The sequence below is a fragment of the Streptomyces sp. CA-251247 genome (assembly GCF_050952975.1).
Taxonomy (GTDB): Bacteria; Actinomycetota; Actinomycetes; order Streptomycetales; family Streptomycetaceae; genus Streptomyces; species Streptomyces achmelvichensis.
The window spans coordinates 1,890,388-1,910,261 of sequence record NZ_CP191861.1 but is presented as its reverse complement, the minus strand read 5'-3'; the positions used below and the strand labels follow the sequence as shown (position 1 = coordinate 1,910,261).

General features: G+C 70.4%; 20 protein-coding genes and 1 tRNA gene. 18 read left to right on the top strand and 3 right to left on the bottom strand.

Features of this window, described 5'->3' with window-relative positions:
* Positions 1-102 precede the first annotated feature (102 nt).
* The 12 genes from ACQPWZ_RS08495 (at position 103) to dapD (ending at position 9,989) form a co-directional block, all read left to right on the top strand.
* Positions 103-849 carry a helix-turn-helix transcriptional regulator gene (locus ACQPWZ_RS08495; RefSeq protein ID WP_340472459.1) on the top strand — a complete coding sequence of 249 codons (747 nt, stop codon included), beginning with the start codon at positions 103-105 and terminating at the stop codon, positions 847-849.
* On the top strand, positions 846-2,267 hold the full coding sequence (gene sufB / locus ACQPWZ_RS08490) for a Fe-S cluster assembly protein SufB (protein ID WP_327684869.1): 1,422 nt from the start codon (positions 846-848) through the stop codon (positions 2,265-2,267). Before ACQPWZ_RS08495 ends, sufB begins: the two co-directional genes overlap by 4 nt.
* A 68-nt stretch (positions 2,268-2,335) precedes the next feature.
* On the top strand, positions 2,336-3,517 hold the full coding sequence (sufD, locus tag ACQPWZ_RS08485; RefSeq protein WP_340472458.1) for a Fe-S cluster assembly protein SufD: 1,182 nt from the start codon (positions 2,336-2,338) through the stop codon (positions 3,515-3,517).
* A complete protein-coding gene (locus ACQPWZ_RS08480; protein WP_313947035.1) occupies positions 3,517-3,834 on the top strand; it encodes a bifunctional 3-phenylpropionate/cinnamic acid dioxygenase ferredoxin subunit in 318 nt (105 codons plus the stop codon). Before sufD ends, ACQPWZ_RS08480 begins: the two co-directional genes overlap by 1 nt.
* A 7-nt stretch (positions 3,835-3,841) precedes the next feature.
* Complete coding sequence (sufC, locus tag ACQPWZ_RS08475) at positions 3,842-4,606, top strand: Fe-S cluster assembly ATPase SufC (protein WP_327684871.1); 765 nt, start codon at positions 3,842-3,844, stop codon at positions 4,604-4,606.
* Positions 4,603-5,859, top strand: coding sequence for a cysteine desulfurase (locus ACQPWZ_RS08470; protein WP_340472457.1), 1,257 nt, complete (start codon positions 4,603-4,605; stop codon positions 5,857-5,859). The genes sufC and ACQPWZ_RS08470 overlap by 4 nt, the downstream gene beginning before the upstream one ends.
* 11 nt (positions 5,860-5,870) lie before the next feature.
* Positions 5,871-6,335 (top strand): Fe-S cluster assembly sulfur transfer protein SufU, encoded by a 465-nt coding sequence (gene sufU / locus ACQPWZ_RS08465; protein WP_313947038.1) that lies wholly within the window; start codon positions 5,871-5,873, stop codon positions 6,333-6,335.
* Complete coding sequence (locus ACQPWZ_RS08460; RefSeq protein ID WP_313947039.1) at positions 6,332-6,670, top strand: metal-sulfur cluster assembly factor; 339 nt, start codon at positions 6,332-6,334, stop codon at positions 6,668-6,670. The genes sufU and ACQPWZ_RS08460 overlap by 4 nt, the downstream gene beginning before the upstream one ends.
* Before the next feature lie 70 nt (positions 6,671-6,740).
* A complete protein-coding gene (locus ACQPWZ_RS08455) occupies positions 6,741-7,118 on the top strand; it encodes a DMT family transporter (RefSeq protein ID WP_433573785.1) in 378 nt (125 codons plus the stop codon).
* Entirely contained in the window at positions 7,118-7,654 is a 537-nt protein-coding gene (locus tag ACQPWZ_RS08450; protein WP_340472455.1) for a TetR/AcrR family transcriptional regulator, read from the top strand. Before ACQPWZ_RS08455 ends, ACQPWZ_RS08450 begins: the two co-directional genes overlap by 1 nt.
* A gap of 144 nt (positions 7,655-7,798) precedes the next feature.
* Complete coding sequence (locus ACQPWZ_RS08445) at positions 7,799-8,956, top strand: MFS transporter (protein WP_340472454.1); 1,158 nt, start codon at positions 7,799-7,801, stop codon at positions 8,954-8,956.
* 43 nt (positions 8,957-8,999) lie between these two features.
* Positions 9,000-9,989, top strand: a complete 990-nt coding sequence (dapD, locus tag ACQPWZ_RS08440; protein WP_340472453.1) for a 2,3,4,5-tetrahydropyridine-2,6-dicarboxylate N-succinyltransferase — start codon at positions 9,000-9,002, stop codon at positions 9,987-9,989.
* Positions 9,990-10,009: 20 nt separating this feature from the next.
* On the opposite strand, the gene dapA is transcribed toward dapD, so the two are convergent.
* A complete protein-coding gene (gene dapA / locus ACQPWZ_RS08435; protein WP_433571017.1) occupies positions 10,010-10,897 on the bottom strand; it encodes a 4-hydroxy-tetrahydrodipicolinate synthase in 888 nt (295 codons plus the stop codon).
* 139 nt (positions 10,898-11,036) lie between these two features.
* On the opposite strand from dapA, the gene ACQPWZ_RS08430 reads away from it, so the two are divergent.
* Positions 11,037-11,732, top strand: coding sequence for a DUF4232 domain-containing protein (locus ACQPWZ_RS08430; protein WP_433571016.1), 696 nt, complete (start codon positions 11,037-11,039; stop codon positions 11,730-11,732).
* A 77-nt stretch (positions 11,733-11,809) separates the two neighbouring features.
* On the top strand, positions 11,810-12,523 hold the full coding sequence (locus ACQPWZ_RS08425; RefSeq protein WP_433571015.1) for an antibiotic biosynthesis monooxygenase: 714 nt from the start codon (positions 11,810-11,812) through the stop codon (positions 12,521-12,523).
* A gap of 63 nt (positions 12,524-12,586) precedes the next feature.
* Here the strand turns inward: ACQPWZ_RS08425 and ACQPWZ_RS08420 are convergent, their stop codons facing one another.
* Positions 12,587-14,425 carry an endonuclease/exonuclease/phosphatase family protein gene (locus ACQPWZ_RS08420; protein WP_433571014.1) on the bottom strand — a complete coding sequence of 613 codons (1,839 nt, stop codon included), beginning with the start codon at positions 14,423-14,425 and terminating at the stop codon, positions 12,587-12,589.
* A 306-nt stretch (positions 14,426-14,731) separates the two neighbouring features.
* On the opposite strand from ACQPWZ_RS08420, the gene ACQPWZ_RS08415 reads away from it, so the two are divergent.
* The gene (locus tag ACQPWZ_RS08415) at positions 14,732-16,186 is read left to right on the top strand and encodes a hypothetical protein (protein WP_433571013.1); all 1,455 of its coding nucleotides are present in this window, start codon (positions 14,732-14,734) and stop codon (positions 16,184-16,186) included.
* Positions 16,187-16,283: 97 nt separating this feature from the next.
* Here the strand turns inward: ACQPWZ_RS08415 and ACQPWZ_RS08410 are convergent, their stop codons facing one another.
* Complete coding sequence (locus tag ACQPWZ_RS08410) at positions 16,284-17,051, bottom strand: SDR family NAD(P)-dependent oxidoreductase (protein WP_340472447.1); 768 nt, start codon at positions 17,049-17,051, stop codon at positions 16,284-16,286.
* Positions 17,052-17,207: 156 nt separating this feature from the next.
* Here ACQPWZ_RS08410 and ACQPWZ_RS08405 point away from each other — a divergent pair.
* From ACQPWZ_RS08405 to ACQPWZ_RS08395, 3 genes are all read left to right on the top strand, one after another.
* A tRNA-Asn gene (locus tag ACQPWZ_RS08405) sits at positions 17,208-17,283 on the top strand.
* Between the two features lie 237 nt (positions 17,284-17,520).
* The gene (locus ACQPWZ_RS08400) at positions 17,521-19,107 is read left to right on the top strand and encodes a TROVE domain-containing protein (RefSeq protein ID WP_433571012.1); all 1,587 of its coding nucleotides are present in this window, start codon (positions 17,521-17,523) and stop codon (positions 19,105-19,107) included.
* A gap of 45 nt (positions 19,108-19,152) precedes the next feature.
* Positions 19,153-19,872, top strand: a complete 720-nt coding sequence (locus ACQPWZ_RS08395) for a GntR family transcriptional regulator (protein WP_433571011.1) — start codon at positions 19,153-19,155, stop codon at positions 19,870-19,872.
* Positions 19,873-19,874: the final 2 nt, after the last annotated feature.

Sequence of the window (19,874 nt, the reverse complement as noted above, 5' to 3'; positions counted from 1 at the left end):
CGGACGGGTGTTTTCGTTAGGTAACCCTTAGTGACGCAGCGCACCGGTCCGGCGACCGGACGGCGGTTGTCACCTCCGGAGGAATTACGCAACAATGGTGTTGTGAAAAACGTCGGCGAGGCTCCGCAGGAGGAACTCACGACCGGTGTGCGCTCGGATCACTCGACGCGCAACCGGGTCGCGCGGTCCGTGCTGGACCACGGCCCGTCCACCGTGGCCGACCTCGCCTCACGCCTCGGACTCACCCAGGCAGCCGTACGCCGCCACCTCGACACGCTCGTCGCCGACAATGTCGTCGAGCCCCGGGAACAGCGCATCTACGGCGCGCGCACCCGCGGCAGGCCCGCCAAGGTGTTCGCCCTGACCGACTGCGGCCGGGACGCCTTCGACCAGTCGTACGACGCACTGGCCGTGGACGCCCTCCGCTGGATCGAGCGGTCCGCGGGCGGCGGAGCGGCGGGAGAGGCGGCCGTCGCCGCTTTCGCCCGGGACCGTATCGAGGCCCAGGCGGAGACCTACCGCAAGGCCCTCGAGGCGGCCGCCCCGGAGCAGCGCACGGAAGCACTGGCCAAGGCGCTGAGTGCCGACGGGTACGCTGCTGCGGCGCGTAGCGCCCCCAATGCCCAGGCGGGGGAGCAGCTCTGCCAGCATCACTGCCCGGTCGCCCACGCCGCCGAGCGGTACCCACAGCTGTGCGAGGCGGAGACGGAATTCTTCTCCCGCCTGCTCGGCACGCATGTGCAGCGCCTGGCCACCATCGCCCACGGCGACGGTGTGTGCACGACGTTCATTCCCAAGACCACACCATCATCAGCATCTGCAAGCACGGCCGGGAGGAACCCCGCATGACTCTCCCCACGGAGACTGCCCACCCCGAACTCGAGGGCCTGGGTACGTACGAATTCGGCTGGGCCGACTCCGACGCGGCAGGTGCCGCGGCCAAGCGCGGCCTCTCCGAGGCGGTCGTCCGCGACATCTCGGAGAAGAAGAACGAGCCGGAGTGGATGCTGAAGCTGCGGCTCAAGGGTCTGCGCCTGTTCGACAAGAAGCCGATGCCGAGCTGGGGCTCCGACCTGTCGGGTATCGACTTCGACAACATCAAGTACTTCGTGCGCTCCACGGAGAAGCAGGCGGCGTCCTGGGAGGAGCTGCCCGAGGACATCAAGAACACGTACGACAAGCTCGGCATCCCGGAGGCGGAGAAGCAGCGCCTCGTCGCCGGTGTCGCGGCCCAGTACGAGTCCGAGGTCGTCTACCACCAGATCCGTGAGGACCTGGAGGAGCAGGGCGTCATCTTCCTCGACACGGACACCGCGCTGAAGGAGCACCCCGAGCTCTTCCAGGAGTACTTCGGCACGGTCATCCCGGTCGGCGACAACAAGTTCGCGTCGCTGAACTCCGCCGTCTGGTCCGGTGGCTCGTTCATCTACGTGCCCAAGGGTGTCCAGGTCGACATCCCGCTCCAGGCCTACTTCCGTATCAACACGGAGAACATGGGCCAGTTCGAGCGGACGCTGATCATCGTCGACGAGGACGCCTACGTCCACTACGTCGAGGGCTGCACCGCGCCGATCTACTCCTCGGACTCGCTGCACAGCGCCGTGGTCGAGATCATCGTCAAGAAGGGCGGCCGCTGCCGCTACACGACGATCCAGAACTGGTCGAACAACGTCTACAACCTGGTCACCAAGCGGGCCGTGGCCTACGAGGGCGCGACCATGGAGTGGGTCGACGGCAACATCGGCTCCAAGGTGACCATGAAGTACCCGGCGGTCTACCTGATGGGCGAGCACGCCAAGGGCGAGACCCTGTCCATCGCCTTCGCGGGCGAGGGCCAGCACCAGGACGCCGGCGCCAAGATGGTCCACATGGCTCCGAACACCTCCTCCAACATCGTTTCCAAGTCGGTGGCGCGAGGCGGCGGCCGTACCTCCTACCGCGGTCTGATCGAGATCGGCGAGGGTGCGCCGGGCGCGAAGTCCAACGTGCTCTGTGACGCGCTGCTGGTCGACACGATCTCCCGCTCGGACACCTACCCCTACGTGGACGTCCGCGAGGACGACGTGTCCATGGGCCACGAGGCGACCGTCTCCAAGGTCTCCGAGGACCAGCTCTTCTACCTGATGAGCCGTGGCATGACGGAGTTCGAGGCGATGGCGATGATCGTGCGCGGCTTCGTCGAGCCGATCGCCAAGGAGCTCCCCATGGAGTACGCGCTGGAGCTCAACCGGCTGATCGAGCTGCAGATGGAGGGCTCGGTCGGTTAGTCCCGGTCCGCCCTTCCAGCAGCGACTGATTTCTTACGCAGAGGCAGAGAGAGAGCACCCCGACAGCCATGGCTGAGGCTCAGAACATTCCGGTGGGGTCCACCACCGCCGGTTCGATCGCGGTGGCCGCCGAGTCCACCGTCGCCACTCGTATGAGTGCGCCCCCCTCGTTCGACGTGGCGGACTTCCCGGTCCCGCACGGCCGTGAGGAGGAGTGGCGCTTCACTCCACTGGAGCGGCTGGCCGGTCTGCACGACGGCACCGCCGTCGCGACGGGCGGCGCCGTCACCGTCGAGATCGACGCGCCCGAGGGCGTCATCGTCGAGACCGTCGGCCGTGACGACGCCCGCCTCGGCCGCGCCGGCACCCCGGTGGACCGGGTCGCCGCCCAGGCGTACTCCTCCTTCGAGAAGGCCTCGGTCGTCACGGTCCCCAAGGACACGGTGCTCACCGAGCCCGTCCGGATCGCCGTGCACGGCGAGGGCGGTACCACCTTCGGCCACCAGCTCATCGAGCTCGGCGCGTTCGCCGAGGCCGTCGTGGTCATCGACCACACCGGTGACGCGGTCATCGCCGCCAACGTGGACTTCGTGGTGGGCGACGGCGCCAAGCTCACCGTCGTCTCCGTGCAGGACTGGGACGACAAGGCCGTCCACGTCGCCCAGCACAATGCGCTGGTCGGCCGCGACGCCTCGTTCAAGTCCGTCGTGGTGACCTTCGGCGGCGACGTCGTCCGGCTCCACCCGCGGGTCTCCTACGCGGGCACCGGCGGCGAGGCCGAGCTCTTCGGTCTGTACTTCACCGACAAGGGCCAGCACCAGGAGCACCGTCTCCTGGTCGACCACAACACCCCGCACTGCAAGTCCAACGCGGTCTACAAGGGCGCGCTCCAGGGCGACGAGGCGCACGCGGTGTGGATCGGTGACGTGCTCATCCAGGCCGCGGCCGAGGGCACCGACACCTACGAGATGAACCGCAACCTCGTCCTCACGGACGGCGCGCGGGTCGACTCGGTGCCGAACCTGGAGATCGAGACCGGCGAGATCGTCGGCGCCGGCCACGCCTCCGCCACCGGCCGCTTCGACGACGAGCAGCTCTTCTACCTCCAGGCCCGCGGCATCCCCGCCGATGAGGCCCGCCGACTGGTGGTCCGCGGCTTCTTCGCCGAACTGGTCCAGCAGATCGGTCTCCCGGACGTCGAGGAGCGGCTGCTCGCCAAGATCGACGCGGAGCTGGAGGCGTCGGTCTGATGTCCTTCGTCAAGGCCTGTGCGCTGAGCGAGCTGGAGGAGGACACCCCCAAAAGGGTGGAACTCGACGGCACGCCCGTCTCGCTCGTCCACACCGAGGGCGAGGTGTTCGCGATCAACGACATCTGCTCGCACGCGAACGTCTCGCTGTCCGAGGGCGAGGTGGAGGACTGCCAGATCGAGTGCTGGCTGCACGGCTCGAGCTTCGACCTCCGCACCGGCAAGCCGTCCGGACTGCCCGCGACGCGCCCCGTCCCCGTATACCCCGTCAAGATCGAAGGGGACGATGTGCTCGTCTCCGTCACCCAGGAGTCCTGAGTCACCCATGGCAACGCTTGAAATCCGCGACCTGCACGTTTCCGTCGAGGCCGAGAACGGCCCCCGGGAGATCCTCAAGGGCGTCGACCTGACCGTGAAGCAGGGCGAGACGCACGCCATCATGGGCCCCAACGGCTCCGGCAAGTCGACCCTCGCCTACTCCATCGCGGGCCACCCCAAGTACACGATCACCAGTGGCACCGTGACCCTGGACGGCGAAGACGTCCTGGAGATGTCCGTCGACGAGCGCGCCCGCGCCGGCATGTTCCTCGCCATGCAGTACCCGGTCGAGGTCCCCGGCGTCTCGGTCTCCAACTTCCTGCGCACCTCCGCCACCGCGATCCGCGGCGAGGCACCCAAGCTGCGTACCTGGGTGAAGGAGGTCAAGACCGCCATGGAGCAGCTCCACATGGACCCGGCGTTCGCCGAGCGCAACGTCAACGAGGGCTTCTCCGGCGGTGAGAAGAAGCGCCACGAGATCCTTCAGCTGGAGCTCCTCAAGCCGAAGATCGCGATCCTCGACGAGACGGACTCCGGTCTGGACGTCGACGCGCTGCGCACCGTCTCCGAGGGCGTCAACCGCGTCCGCGAGACCGGTGAGGTCGGCACCCTGCTGATCACCCACTACACGCGCATCCTGCGCTACATCAAGCCCGACTTCGTCCACGTCTTCGCGAACGGGCGCATCGCCGAGTCCGGCGGCGCCGAGCTCGCCGACAAGCTCGAGTCCGAGGGCTACGAGGCATACACGAAGGGTGGCGTATCCGCGTGACACAGCTGCCGGGCCTCCTCGACACCGAGGCGATCCGCAAGGACTTCGCGATCCTCGACCGGGTGCTCCACGACGACAAGAAGCTCGTGTACCTGGACAACGCGGCGACCTCGCAGACGCCGCGCCAGGTGCTGGACGCCGTCACCGAGTACTACGAGCGTCACAACGCCAACGTCCACCGCGGTGTGCACGTCCTCGCAGAGGAGGCCACGGCGCTGTACGAGGGCGCACGTGACAAGGTCGCGTCCTTCATCAACGCTCCGAGCCGCGACGAGGTGATCTTCACCAAGAACGCCTCGGAGTCGCTCAACCTCGTGGCCAACATGCTCGGCTGGGCCGACGAGCCCTACCGGGTGGACCACGAGACCGAGATAGTCATCACGGAGATGGAGCACCACTCCAACATCGTTCCGTGGCAGCTGCTCTCGCAGCGCACCGGCGCGAAGCTGAAGTGGTTCGGCCTCACCGACGACGGCCGTCTCGACCTGTCCAACATCGACGAGCTCATCAACGAGAAGACGAAGATCGTCTCCTTCGTGCTGGTCTCCAACATCATGGGCACCATCAACCCGGTCGACGCGATCGTCCGCCGTGCGCAGGAGGTCGGCGCGCTGGTGCTGATCGACGCCTCGCAGGCCGTGCCGCACATGCCGGTCGACGTCCAGGCGCTCGGCGCGGACTTCGTGGCCTTCACCGGCCACAAGATGTGCGGGCCGACCGGTATCGGCGTGCTGTGGGGCCGGCAGGAGCTGCTCGAGGACCTGCCGCCGTTCCTCGGCGGCGGCGAGATGATCGAGACGGTGTCGATGCACTCGTCGACGTACGCTCCCGCGCCGCACAAGTTCGAGGCCGGTACGCCTCCGATCGCCCAGGCCGTCGGTCTCGGCGCGGCGGTGGACTACCTGAACGCCATCGGCATGGAGAACGTCGCCGCTCACGAGCACGCGATCACCGAGTACGCGGTGAAGCGGCTCCAGGAGGTGCCCGGTCTGCGGATCATCGGCCCGGTGACGGCCGAGGACCGCGGTGCCGCGATCTCCTTCACGCTCGGTGACATCCACCCGCACGACGTCGGCCAGGTCCTGGACGAGCTGGGCATCGCCGTCCGTGTCGGCCACCACTGCGCCCGCCCGGTCTGCCTGCGGTACGGAATTCCTGCGACCACGCGAGCGTCGTTCTATCTGTACTCCACGCCCGGCGAGGTCGATGCCCTCGTCGACGGGCTGGAGCACGTCCGTAACTTCTTCGGATGAGGGATTGACGCGTGAAGCTGGATTCGATGTACCAGGAAGTCATCCTGGACCACTACAAGCACCCGCACGGGCGTGGTCTGCGGGACGGCGACGCCGAGGTGCACCACGTCAACCCGACGTGCGGTGACGAGATCACGCTGCGCGTGAAGTACGACGGCGACCGCATCGAGGACGTGAGCTACGAGGGCCAGGGCTGTTCCATCAGCCAGGCCAGCGCCTCCGTGCTCAACGACCTGCTGGTCGGCAAGGACCTCGCGGACGCGCAGAAGATCCAGGCGACCTTCCTGGAGCTGATGCAGTCCAAGGGCCAGATCGAGCCCGACGACGCGATGGAGGAGGTGCTGGAGGACGCGGTCGCGTTCGCCGGTGTCTCCAAGTACCCGGCCCGGGTGAAGTGCGCGCTGCTGAGCTGGATGGCTTGGAAGGACGCGACCGCACAGGCGCTGGGTGAGAGCCCCGAGAGGAAGACGGCATGACGGAGAACGCAGGGGCGGCGCTGAAGCCGGCCTCCGAGGAAGAAGTCCGCGAGGCGCTGTACGACGTCGTCGACCCCGAGCTGGGCATCGACGTGGTCAACCTCGGTCTGATCTACGGCATCCACATCGACGACTCCAACATCGCGACGCTGGACATGACGCTGACGTCGGCGGCCTGCCCGCTGACCGATGTGATCGAGGACCAGGCGAAGTCGGCGACGGACGGTCTCGTCAACGAGCTGAAGATCAACTGGGTCTGGATGCCGCCGTGGGGCCCGGACAAGATCACGGACGACGGGCGCGAGCAGCTGCGCGCGCTGGGGTTCAACGTCTGATCCGTCCCCACCCCGCACGACACAAGCGGCCGTGACCGCCGGGCCATCCGGTGGACACGGTCGCTTCGTCATGTGTGCACCCGCGCTTTGTGTACGGTCGTACGCAACGTTGTGTACGCTTGTACGCATGGGATACGGACTGCTCGCCGCGGCCATCGTGGCGGAGGTGGCCGGCACCACGGCCATGAAGTACAGCGACGGCTTCACCAAGCTGTGGCCCTCGGTGTTGACCATCGTCGGCTATGTGATCGCCTTCTCTCTGCTCGCCCAGACCCTCAAGACCATGTCCGTGGGCACCGCCTACGCGATCTGGGCGGGCATCGGGACCGCGGCGGTTGCCGCCATCGGCATGATCTTCCTGGGGGAGTCGACCAGCCTGGTGAAGATCGGCGGCATCCTGCTGGTGATCGCCGGAGTGGTGGTGCTCAATCTGGGCGGGGCGCACTGATGCCCCGCCGGTACGACCCCGAGCGCCGGCAGCGCATCATCGACGCCGCGATCCGGGTGGTCGGGCGCCGCGGGATCGCCGGGCTCAGCCATCGCACGGTGGCGGCCGAGGCCGATGTGCCGCTCGGCTCGACGACGTACCACTTCGCCTCGCTGGATGAGCTGCTGGTCGCCGCGCTGCGGCAGGCCAACGAGGGCTTCGGCGCGGCGGTGCGCGACAGCCGGGCGCTCGCCGACCCGGACGCCGATCTCGCCACCGAACTCGCCCGGCTGATGGGGGAGTGGCTCTCGGGGGAGCGCACCGGGGTGGAGCTGGAGTACGAGCTCTATCTGGCGGCCCTGCGCAGGCCCGCGCTGCGGCCGGTGGCGGCCGAGTGGACCGACTCGGTCGCCGAGATCCTGGCCCGCAGGACCGATCCCGTCACGGCCCGCGCCCTCATCGCGCTGATGGACGGCGTCTGTCTCCAGGTGCTCCTCACCGACGCGCCGTACGACGCGGAGTACGCGCGTGATGTGCTGGCCCGCGTCATCGGCTGAACAGCCGTCGTCGGAACGGCCGTCGTCGGAACAGCGGTCGTCGGAACGGCCGTCGTCCGAACACCGCCGCGGGCAAAGCCCGTTGACCTTGCTCCCGCCCGCTGAGATAGTCAGTTCCCGATAGAGACTTACTCGGGGGGCGATGTGAACATGCTGCGGAACGTGCCACGGACCGTGCGACTGCTCGCCTTCGGGGCGTTCTTCAACTCCGCCGTCAGCTTCACCTTCGTCTATCTCTTCCTGTATCTGACCGGTCCTCGCGGTCTCACCGTCGCCGAGGCGGGCGTGATCAGCGGAATCGGGGGCGCCGGGCTCGTCGCCGGCAACTTCACCGGCGGATGGTTCGGCGACCGCCACGGTCATCGCCGGGCCCTCCTCGCCGGCGCGACGGTCGCCGGCGTGGTGCTCGTCGCCCTGCCGGTGCTTCCGATCCCCGTGCTCTGTGCCGCCCTGCCGCTCGCCGAGTACGCCACCGGCGTCGTCCGGGCCGCGAGCGCCGCGCTCGTCGCCGTCTCCGTCCCCGAGGGCTCGCGCCGTCAGGGCTTCGCCGTGATGCGCTTCGCGGGCAACGCCGGCTTCACCCTCGGGCCGCCGCTCGGCGCACTGCTCGCCACCACCGTCTCCTACGACTGGCTCTTCGTCGCCGACGGTGTCGGGACGCTCGCGTTCGCCGGATACGCCTCGCGCGTGCTCCCGGCCCGCGCGGCCGTGCACGCCAAGCCCGTACGCGACCCCGACGCCCCCGGCGTCCTGCGCGAACTGCGCGCGCGGCCCGCCGTGCTGGTGCTGCTCCTCGCGATCGGCTGCGTCGATCTCGTCTACCGGCAGCAGTACTCGACGCTGCCCCTCTCGCTCGCCGACCACGGCCTGGACACCCAGGTCTACGGCTGGCTCCTCGCCGTCAACGGCGGTGTCATCCTGTGCCTCGAACTCCCCGTCGCACACGCCCTGCGCAGACGCGCCCCGCTCCCTGTCATCGGCACCGGACTGCTGCTCGTCGGGCTCGGCTACGCCTTTCTGATACCCGGCGCGGGACTCCTCTTCGCGATCACCATGATGCTGTCGCTGACCGCCGGGGAGATCCTCTACAAGACCACCGCCACCGCCTATGTGGCCGACGAGGCCCCCGCCCACGCGCAGGGCAGGTTCCAGAGTCTGTACGCCGGCGCCTCCATCAGCGGGCAGGTACTGGCCCCGCCGATCGGCGGTCTGCTCTACTCCGCCGCACCCGGTCTGCTGTGGCCGGCGTGCGCGGTGCTCGCCGGAGCCGCGGGGCTCGCGGTCCTCGCGACCGGGACGTGAGACCGGTTCGCCCGGCGGGCGCCGCGCCGGTTAGGTTTTCCCCATGACCGACACCACTGCTCCTCGCACCACCGGCGCCGTCGCCGCCGGGCTCGCCACCATCGCGGCCGACGGCACCGTCCTCGACACCTGGTTCCCCGCCCCCGCGCTCACCGCCGAGCCGGGTCCCGCCGGCACCGAGCGGCTCACCGCCGAGCGGGCCGTCGAACTGCTCGGCGAAGGAGCCGCGAAGGCCGTCGGCGCCGATGCCCGCCGCGGTGTCGAGGTCGTCGCCGTCCGCACGGTCATCTCCTCGCTCGACGAGAAGCCGCTCGACGCGCACGACGCCTACCTCCGCCTCCACCTGCTGAGCCACCGGCTGGTCAAGCCGCACGGCCAGAGCCTGGACGGACTCTTCGGCCTGCTCGCCAACGTCGCCTGGACCTCGCTCGGTCCGGTCGCCGTCGACGCGCTGGAGACGGTACGGCTCAACGCCCGTGCCGAAGGACTGCATCTTCAGGTGACCAGCGTCGACAAGTTCCCGCGGATGACGGACTACGTCGCCCCCAAGGGCGTCCGTATCGCCGACGCCGACCGGGTCCGCCTCGGTGCGCACCTCGCCGAGGGCACCACCGTGATGCACGAGGGCTTCGTCAACTTCAACGCCGGCACGCTGGGCACCTCCATGGTCGAGGGCCGGATCTCCGCGGGCGTCGTCGTGGGCGACGGCTCCGACATCGGCGGCGGCGCCTCCACGATGGGCACGCTCTCGGGCGGCGGCAATGTCATCATCTCCGTCGGCGAGCGCTGCCTCGTCGGTGCCGAGGCCGGTGTGGGCATCGCGCTCGGCGACGAGTGCGTGGTCGAGGCCGGTCTGTACGTCACGGCGGGCACCCGGATCACCATGCCCGACGGCCAGATCGTCAAGGCCCGTGAACTCTCCGGTGCCTCCAACATCCTCTTCCGCCGCAACTCGGTCACCGGCGCCGTCGAGGCCCGGCCGAACAATGCGGTCTGGGGCGGCCTCAACGAGGTCCTGCACAGCCACAACTAGGGTCTGTCGGGGCTTCGGCCTCACGCATTACCGAGGGCGGCGAGCAGTTCGCCGTACGCCCTGCGCAGCCCGTCGGTCGCCTCGCGGCCGGCGGGCTGCAGCGGTTCCCGGACGGGGCCCGCGTCCAGCAGCGCCTTCGCCGTCACCGTGCCCGGCAGCCCGGCGGCCATCATCAACTCCGTGAGCGGCAGCAGAAGGTGGTTCAGGCGGGCGGCCCGGGCCGTGTCACCCCGGTCGAAGGCGTCGAGCACCTCGCGCAGCGGCCCCGGGACGACGTTGGCGACCGTACTGACGAAGCCCGCCCCGCCGACCGCGTACAGCGGCAGATTCAGCTCCTCGCACCCGGAGTAGTACGCGAGCGAGGTCCGCGCGATCACCTTGGTGGAACCGAGCAGGTCGTACGCGCAGTCCTTCACCGCCACGATCCGCGGATGGTCCGCGAGCCGCAGCATCGTCTCCACCTCGATCCGGGTGCCCGTGCGGCCCGGGATGTCGTAGAGCATCACCGGGACGCCGACGGCGTCCGCGACCCGGCGGAAGTGCGCCTCCAGGGCCGCCTGCGGTGGGCGGCTGTAGTACGGGGTCACCACCAGGATCCCGTCGGCGCCCGCCGCTTCGGCGGCCCGCGCCTGTTCCACCGTGTGCCGGGTGTCCGCGCTGCCGGTGCCTGCCACGACCGGCACCCCCTCGCCCACCGCCGCGCGTACCGCCCGGACCAGGGCAGTCTTCTCGGCGTCCGTCGTGGTGGGGGACTCGCCGGTGGTTCCGCTGAGGACCAGCCCGTCGCAGCCCTCGGCCACCAGGTGGGCGGCATGGCGTGCGGCGGCGTCCAGGTCGGGCTCGCCGGTGGCCGTGAACGGAGTGATCATCGCGCAGAGCGCCCGGCCGAAAGGGTGCGGTGTGGTCATCCCGGCAGTCTCGGCCCGCGAGACCGTGAAGGTCTACTTAGATCTTCTTGGGGTGAGGGGCAAGTAGAGCTGAACAGTTGGCCGGCGCCCTTCTGACATGATCGCCACCAGGGACATGTCACAGGGGAGGGGACCCGGCATGACAGGCAGGGCACGACAAAGCGGTGCGGTGCCGGCAGCGGCGCTCGCGGCGGTGGCCGCACTCGTACTCGCGGGATGCGCAGAGGCGTCGGGCGGTGTGGGCGAGAGCGGTGCGAGCACGTCGCCCGACTCGCGGTGGAAGGTGCACGCCGACAAGCTCACCGGGACGCCCGCTCCGTACACCGGTCCGCCCTCGATCGCGCCGGGGCCGCGCACTCCGAACGACGGTGAGCAGCCGCCGGGGCCCACGCAGGCGGCCTGCCCCGACACGGGAGTTGCCGTCGTCACGGGTGTCGTGGACGCCGCGATGGGGCGGCGGGCCACCACGATCCGGCTGACGAACTGCGGAAAGAAGCCGTACCGCGTCGAGGGCTATCCGCAGATCGGCGCCCTCGACAAGGACCGCGATGCGCTGAAGCTGAAGGTCACGCACGGCGCGTACGCGTACACGGACTCCAGCAGGGACCAGGGACCTCGGCCCCTCACCCTGGCGCCCGGCAAGAGCGCCGTGTCGGTCCTGAACTGGAACAACAGGGTGACCTCGTTCGACGCCGTCCGGCCGGGGGCGTACCTGGTGGTCGCGCCCGTCCGCGGTGAGAAGGCGCAGACCGTGCCGTTCTTCCTCGACATCGGTACCTCGGCCGAGCTGGACGTCACCGCCTGGGCGCTCCCGCGGGAGGAATCGGGCAGTTGACCTCGACCAAGGTTGATGTTTCAGGCTGGTGATGAGCGGCGCACCGCAGGGGCGCGCCGGGCCGAGGGGACATCACCATGACCGTGACCGTGCAGCCGGACGCCAGGCCCGATCTCACCCGCCCGGGTGTCGGCGTCGTCAAGGCGTCGACCTGGGACGTCGGCACCCCCGAGCGGCAGCGGGCCACCATCGACGCCATCGCCACGGCCTGGCGGAGCAGGGACTGGCCGGACACCGGACTGCTCTCGTACACCGTCCACCGGGGCGAGGACGGCCGCACACTGCTGCACTACTCGCAGTGGACCGGCGAGGACGCCTACCAGGAGTTCGTCCGGACCCTGCGGGACGACCGGAACGCGGAGATCGACGCGGCGGTGCCCGGCATCGAACGGCTCGGGCTGCACTCCTACGAGCTCTACCGCAGCGCCTCGCTCGGCGGGGACGACCGGCGGGTGCCGGGCTGCGTGGTGATCGTCGATGTCGAGTTCGACGGCCCCGACGCCGAACGCGGGCGGGACTGGGTGGACACCGTCTTCGTGGCGCTGGACAGCGAACCGCACCCCCACCCCGGCGGGATCGCCGGTCACTTCCACATCGGTACGGACGGTACGCGGGTGCTGAACTACGCCGAGTGGGAGAGCGCCGACGCGCACCGCGAGGCACTGGGCGCGCCGGGCGGCGGCATCGGCTCGCCCACCGGGCCCTGGGAGAAGGTCCGCACCTACCCCGGTGTGACCGGCGGCGGCGTGAACCGCTACGTGCCCGCGCTGAGTCTCGGCGCGGGCACGTAGCGGCAATGGTGCGGGCTCTCACGGGACCGACGGATCAGCGGTCCACGTGATCACGGGACCACGTCACGGCCGGAAGCGCAGCACCTGCGGATCGTGGTCGCTGTTCTGGTCCGCGAACTCCGCGTTGATGTGCACGCTGTCGTACTCGAAGTCGTCGATCGAGGGGCTGGTCAGGATCTGGTCGAGCACCTGGCTGTTGCCCTGGTAGACGTAGGAGTAACGCTCCGGCCTGGGCAGGGACTTGATCGCCGGGTAGAGCGCGCCGCCGTCGGTGAGCGCCTTCGTCGTCGCCGAGAACTCGAAGTCGTTGATGTCGCCGAGCACCAGGACGTCGGCGCGGCGGTCGGCCTTGAGGATCTGCTTGACGAAGGTGTTCACGGCCTGCGCCTGCTGGAGCCGCTTGACCTCGGAGGAACGGTTCGGCGGCTGCCGGTGGGCGGTGAGGGCCTCGTCGCCGCCCTTCGAGCCGAAGTGGTTGGCGATCACGAAGACCGTACGGCCGCGGAAGGTGAACTCACCGGCGAGCGGCTTGCGGCTGGCCTCCCAGGCGGTGTTCGCGGGGTCGACGCGGCCGGGGGACAGCGTCAGGGCCGCCCGTCCGCGCTCCTCGACGACGCCGGTCGCGGTGGTGGCGTCGCCGCCTGCGCGGTCGGTGAAGGAGACCCGCTCGGGGTTGAAGAGGAAGACCTGACGGATGTTGCCGCCGGGCTCGCCGCCGTCCTTGTTGTTCTCCGGGTCCACGCTGCGCCACTCGTACGCCGGACCGCCGGCCGCGGCGATCGCGTCCGTGAACTTCTTGACCGTCTGGTCGGCGGCGACCGTGCCGTCGTTCTTCGCGCCGTTGTTGTCCTGGATCTCCTCCAGGGCGAGGATGTCGGGCGAGGACAGGTTCTCCACGACGGCCTTCGCCAGCGCGTCGAACTTCTCCTGCGGGTCGGACGGGTCGAGGTTCTCCACGTTGTACGTGGCGACGGCGAGCTCGCCCCGGCGCTGCGGGCGGGTCTCCTCGGCCTCCAGGCCACGGTCGACGACCGTGCCGAGCGTGCGGGCGGTCAGTGTGTAGCCGCCGAACTGGTTGAAGTCCAGGGGCCCTTCGGTCCGTCCGGCGAGCACGTCGCCGACGTTCGCCTTGGGGAAGGGCTGCTCGGCCGTGGGCGTCAGCGACTGGATCTGGAGCCGGCCGGCGTTCTGCGAGGTGTACGAGCCGTAGCGGGCACCGCCGGACGTGGTGGGGTTCTCGAACGGCTTGACCGTCACCCACAGCTCGGCGAACGCGTCGGTCGCACCGACGACGCGGGAGGTGCCGACGCGGACGTTGGTGCCCTCGAGGGACTCGTAGTAGTCGAGGGCGTACGTGCGAGGCTTCAGCGGCAGGGAGTTGATGCTGCCGCCGTCGGCCGGGTCGCCGGCCGGGGTGTACGCCGTGGGCACGGAGCGGCCGGCGATGGTGACCGGGGCCGGCAGCGGGTTGCCGGCGGAGACGACCGTGATCGTCGGCTTGGAGATCTGCGTCAGCGACTGGTTGCCGGAGGAGGTGCCGCCCGGGACGAACTCGCCCACGGTGCCGGAGACCAGCACCGAGTCGCCGGCCTTGACGGTCGGGGTGGCGCCCGTGAAGACGAAGATGCCCTCGCTCGTGGCGGGGTTCTTGTCGGCCTGCGGGTCCTGGAACCAGAAGCCGCGCGACGAGCCGTAGGTCCGTACGCCCGTGACGATGCCGGCGACCTCGGTGACCTGCTGCCCGACGAGCGGGGATATCCGGGTGGAGCCCTGAATGTCATGGATCCGGGTCTCGGACTCGGCGGCTGCCGAGGCGGTGGATCCGTCCAGCAGACCGGCGGCCAGCGCGGAGGCGACGACGGCCGCGACGGCGGCCGTTCTCGGTACGACTGAGGAAGGCATCGAGGAACTCCGGAATCGAGGGTGAGGGGTGATTCGTTGCTGCACTTCTGTTCTACGCGCGTCAATCTCTTTGCTGAGCAGGCCACTTGTCAAGAGTCGCCGGGTGTACGGCGGTCGGCGGACGGATGAACGCCCTCATGGGAGCGTTCCCGCGGTCCCCGTCTGTCCCGTGCACACTGCCGGAGCGCGGCGAAACCCGGTGAAATACGTCTACGCTGGGGGCGGCCCCGGGCCCTCGCCCCTGCCTCTTCGGGCATGCGGCGGTCACCCCAGCCCGGACCCGTACGCCCCGAGGAGAAGCAGCAGATGCCCGAAGACCGCCCCACCCTGCCGCCTGTACGGCTGCACTCGGAAGCGGAGCTGGCGCGGGACGCGCTGGCCACCCCGCTGCTGACCAGGGCCGTGAAGCTCGCCCGTTGGGCGGGGCCCGACACCCGGGTGGGTGCGGGCGGCGAGCTGGTCGAGGAGCAACTGGCCGCAGCGGCGGCGGAACTGGGCCTGGACGCCGAGGACGACGGGCCCGCGTACGCGAGCGAGGCCTGGCGTACCGCTGTCGACACCGGTCTGGTGGACGTCGAGGACCCGGAGGACGACGAGGCCGAGTACGGCACCGCCACCGCCGGGGAGAACCTGGCGCTGATCACCTCCGGCGGACCGCAGGACGTCCTCGCGATCTGGCTCGACGCGCTGGAGGCCGTGCACGCCGACGCGATCGCCCCGCTGCTGGACGACCTGGCCGACGCGATCGGCGACGACGGCGAGATCGACTACGAGGCACTGGACTGGGACCCGGACGCGGAGGCCGAGTTCCTCGACGGTGTGCTCGGCAACCTCTATCTGCTGACCGTCACCGATGGCGGCGCGGGTGACGAGCCGGTGCCGCTGCCGGCGCTCGCCGCATCGATGATCGTGCCGGACGACATGGGCGAGCCGACCGACGATGTGCTGGAGCAGGTCTCGGTGGCGATGATGCGGCTGGACGACCAGTTCCGGCTGCTGGAGCCGGTCGGTCTGGTGGAGTACCGGCCGGTGGACGAGGCGCTCATGGCCGAGGTCACGGACGACGCCGAGGCTCCGTCCGCGGTCGACGAGTCGGACGTCTCGCGGTACGGCCTGGTCAAGCTGACCCCTCTCGGTCTCTACGGCATCCGTATGCGGATGCTGGAGGGCGGCGTCGACGCGCCGGCCGTGGGAGACCTCGCGGACAAGGGCGCCGACGTCCTGCTCGACGGTCTCGCGCACTACCCCGTGCGGGCCGCCCGTGCGGAGACCGAACAGTGGCTGGCCCGGCGCGAGCCCGCCGTCGCCGCGCACGAACTGCTCGGCGCGGCCCGGGGCGTCGACCAGGGTGCGCCGCTGCGCCGGCTGCACTGTCAGCAGGCGCTCACCCTGGTCGGCGCACAGGCCGAGTCCGAGGTGCGCGCGGTCCTCGACGACGCCGAACTGGGCGGCCTGGCGCGGGTCTGGCTGGCCGAGCGCGGCGCCTTTGACGTGCCCGCACCGCCCGAGTCGATGATCTTCTGGCTCGCCATCGACACGATCGCGGCGCAGCTCGACGCGGACGGTGAACTGGAGGAGCTGCAGGGCCTGGTGGAGGGTCTCGCCGGTCAGCACAGCGGCTTCTTCGACGCGGCCTGGCGGGTGGACCACCCGGCGACGGCGGACGTCCTGGAGGCGATGGGCCGTCTGCACCCGGACAAGAAGGTGGCCAAGGACGCGCGCAAGGCGGCGTTCAAGGCCCGCTCCAAGCCGGTGGCCTGAGCGCTCGCCCGGGAAAGCGGCCGGGGCGCGCAAGACAGCGGGGCGGGCGCGCCGGCAGTGACGGGGGCGCGCACCCGCCCCGGCCGCCCGCGCCGTGTCAGGTCCGCAGATGCGACGCCCCGTTGAGGTCGAGCACCGCGCCCGACGACCACTCCGCCGCCGGGGACGCCAGCCACAGCACCGCCGCGGCGATCTCCTCGGCCGACGCCACCCGGCCGAACGGGCTCTGCGCGCGGATCGCGTCACCCTCCGCGCCGCTCAGCCGGCCCGCCACCCGCTCCGTCTCGAAGAAGCCGGGCGCCACCGACGCAACGGCGATGCCGTAGGGGGCGAGGGACACCGCGAGAGACTGGCCGAGCGCGTGGACGGCCGCCTTGGTCGCCCCGTACGCGGGATGGTCCGGTTCGCCGCGGAACGCCCCGCGCGAGCCGATGTTGACGATCCGCCCGCCGGTACCCGCCTCGATCATCCCGCGGGCCGCCAGATGGCTCAGGTTCGCCGTCGCCAGGAGGTTGACGGACACATGCTGCTGCCAGACGGCCGTCCAGCGCTCGTACGGCGTCGAGGGGAGCGGATGCGCCTCGTTGACGGCCGCGTTGTTGACGAGCACATCGATGCCGCCGAGCTCCTCCGCGGCCCGTACGGCGACCGACCGCGCGCCCTCCGGGTCCGACAGATCGCCGCCGAGCAGCACATGCCCGGTGCCGGGGAGGGAGTCGAGCGTCAGCCGCGCCTCCTGCTCGCGTGAGCCGTAGTGCACGGCGACCCGGTCGCCGTTGGTGGCGAAAGCCTGCGCGACGGCGCGGCCGAGGCCCCGGGAGGCACCGCTGACGAGAACGCGCCTGCCGGTTGCGGGAAAAGTCATGGAGCGGACGGCCTTTCGGAGTCGGGAGGGTGACGGGTGCCCTGTGTACGCCAGGGGAAGCGCGGGCCGTCGACCGGCCCTGCCGAATACCTTCCCTCATCGGCAGGGCATGCGAAAAACCCTTCGCGCGGCCGCATGCCCGCCTCCTAGAGTGATGCCTGTCCAGGTGCGAAGGCAGGACCTACTTCCACTGTTAATGGGGCGGTCGCGGGTTCGAGTCCCGCCATCGGCTTTCCCGCCGGTGTAGCTCAGACGGCAGAGCACCTTGTCGGTTCCGCCGGCTTCGATCTCTGGACACATGCTTATGCACCTCCCGGTGCGCAGGCTGCGGCTACTTCCTTTCCTGAAATCACGCCGCCGCCACCTTTGATCTCGGGAGGCCGGCATGCGGGGGGTCATCAAAATGCGCGGAGAGCGTTTTCCGCATTCCCGGATGCCGCCCTTCCCCGTTGAATTCGGGGGAATTCACATGGCACGTTTCAATGTGCGCGGCGCGAAGGCGCCGGCCACCTCGCCCGTCCGCTCGACCGGCCGTACCCTCCGTACGCATCAGGGCGGCAAGGGCGTCGAACGCGACGCGCGTTCCGAGCTCTTCCTGCTCGCCGTGGCCAACTTCGTCTCCCAGCAGACCTTCTACGAGTCGGGCGAGGACCGCGACAGCCGTTTCGCGCAGCTCGTGCACAAGCTCGCCGTCGAGGACCCGGAGTGGACCGCGGGCCTGCTCGGCTGGCTGCGCGGCGAGGGCAATCTGCGTACCGCCTCGATCGTCGGCGCCGCCGAATACGTCAAGGCACGCCTCGACGCGTCCGCGACGGACGGCCCGTCGAACCGTCAGGTCGTCGCCTCCGTCCTGCGCCGTCCCGACGAGCCGGGCGAACTGCTCGGCTACTGGACCTCGCGGTACGGCCGGAACGTGCCCAAGCCCGTCAAGCGCGGCATCGCCGACGCGGTCGCCCGCCTGTGGAACGGCAAGGCCCTGCTGAAGTACGACACCGCCGCCAAGGGCTACCGCTTCGGCGACATCCTCAACCTCGTGCACGCGTCGCCGGACCCGGCCAAGCCGTGGCAGGGCGAGCTGTTTCGCTACGCGCTCGACCGCCGGCACAACCCGGACACCGCCGAGCCGCCCGCCTCGAACCGCACGCTCGTCGCGCACCGGACGCTGATGGCCACCCCCGTCGCCGAGCGGCGCGCGGTCGTCACCGCGCCCGACGGCGCCGCCCGCCTCGCCGAGGCGGGCATGACCTGGGAGGCGCTCGCGGGCTGGCTCCAGGGTCCGATGGACGCGGCGGCCTGGGAGGCCGTCATTCCGTCGATGGGACCGATGGCGCTGATCCGCAACCTGCGCAACTTCGACGAGGCGGGTGTCCGCGACGAGGTCGCCGAGCGGGTCGCCGCCGAGATCTCGGACCCCGAAGTGGTCGCGCGGTCGCGGCAGTTCCCCTTCCGCTACCTCGCGGCGTACCAGCACGCTCCGTCGCTGCGCTGGTCGTACGCGCTGGAGAAGGCGCTCGGCCACTCGCTGGCGAACGTGCCGTCGCTGCCGGGCCGGACACTCGTCCTGGTCGACCGCTCCGGCTCCATGTGGGCACGTCTGTCGGAGCGTTCCGAGCTCAACCGGGCGGACGCCGCTGCCGTGTTCGGCGCGGCCGTGGCCATGCGGGCGGCCCACGCGGACCTGGTGGAGTTCGGCACGACCAGCTCCCCGGTGAGGTACCGCCGGGGCGAGTCGGTGCTGAAGGTGCTCGGCCGCTTCGGCGACCTGGGCGGCACGGACACGACACGGGCCGTACGGGCGCACTACGAGGGCCACGACCGGGTGCTGATCGTCACCGACGAGCAGGCCGCGTACAGCCACTACGGCGACCCGGCCGGGCAGGTCCCGGCGCAGGTGCCGGTCTACACCTGGAACCTGGCGGGGTACCGGGCAGGCCACGCGCCCTCGGGCGGTCCCGGCCGGCACACCTTCGGCGGACTGACCGACGCGGCGTTCCGGATGGTGCCGCTGCTGGAGCGCGGTCACAGTGCCGACTGGCCATGGGTCCGGACCCCCTGAAGGGCCGTTGTGCTCCTGGAGACTGACATCTAACATGTCAGTCTTATGGGAGCACTACGGCCCGTCGGGCGGACCTTGCTGCGGGACACCGCGTACGCGGCCATCCGTGACGCCATCGTGTGCGGCGAGCTGCCGCCCGGGGAGCCGGTGCGCGACGCCGATCTCGCGGGTCGGCTCGGCCTGTCCCGGGCACCGGTCCGTGACGCCCTCGCCCGGCTCGCCGAGGAAGGACTCGTCGAGACCAAGCCGCAGAGCTATACGCGGGTGACCCGGCTCGACCCGCGGGCCGTGCGCGAGGCCGCCGTGGTGGTGCGGGCGATGCACGAACTCGCCGCGCGGACCGGAGTGCCCCTCCTCGGGCCGGACGGCGTCACGGCCCTGCGTGAGGCCAACGACCGCTTTGTCCGCGCCACCCGCACCGGCGAGGTCGGCGAGGCGCTGCGGGCCGACGACGACCTGCACGGCGTACTCGTCCGGGCCTGCGGCAACCGCGCGGTCGCAGCGACGATCGCGCGCTTCACACCGCTGCTGCGGCGGCTGGAGTGGCGCCGGTTCGCCGAGGCGGGCGCGCTGGAGTCGGTGGCCCGGCACGAGCGGCTGATCGATGCCTGCGCCGCGGGGGACGCGGACGAGGCGGCCCGGATCACCGCGACGATCTGGCACTCCCTCGAAGACCTCGCCGACGACCCGGACGGCGCAGCCCCGGTCCCTGCAGAACAGGCCGCCCCGGCGCCGGCCGGCGGCGGACAGGACGACGTCCCCTGACC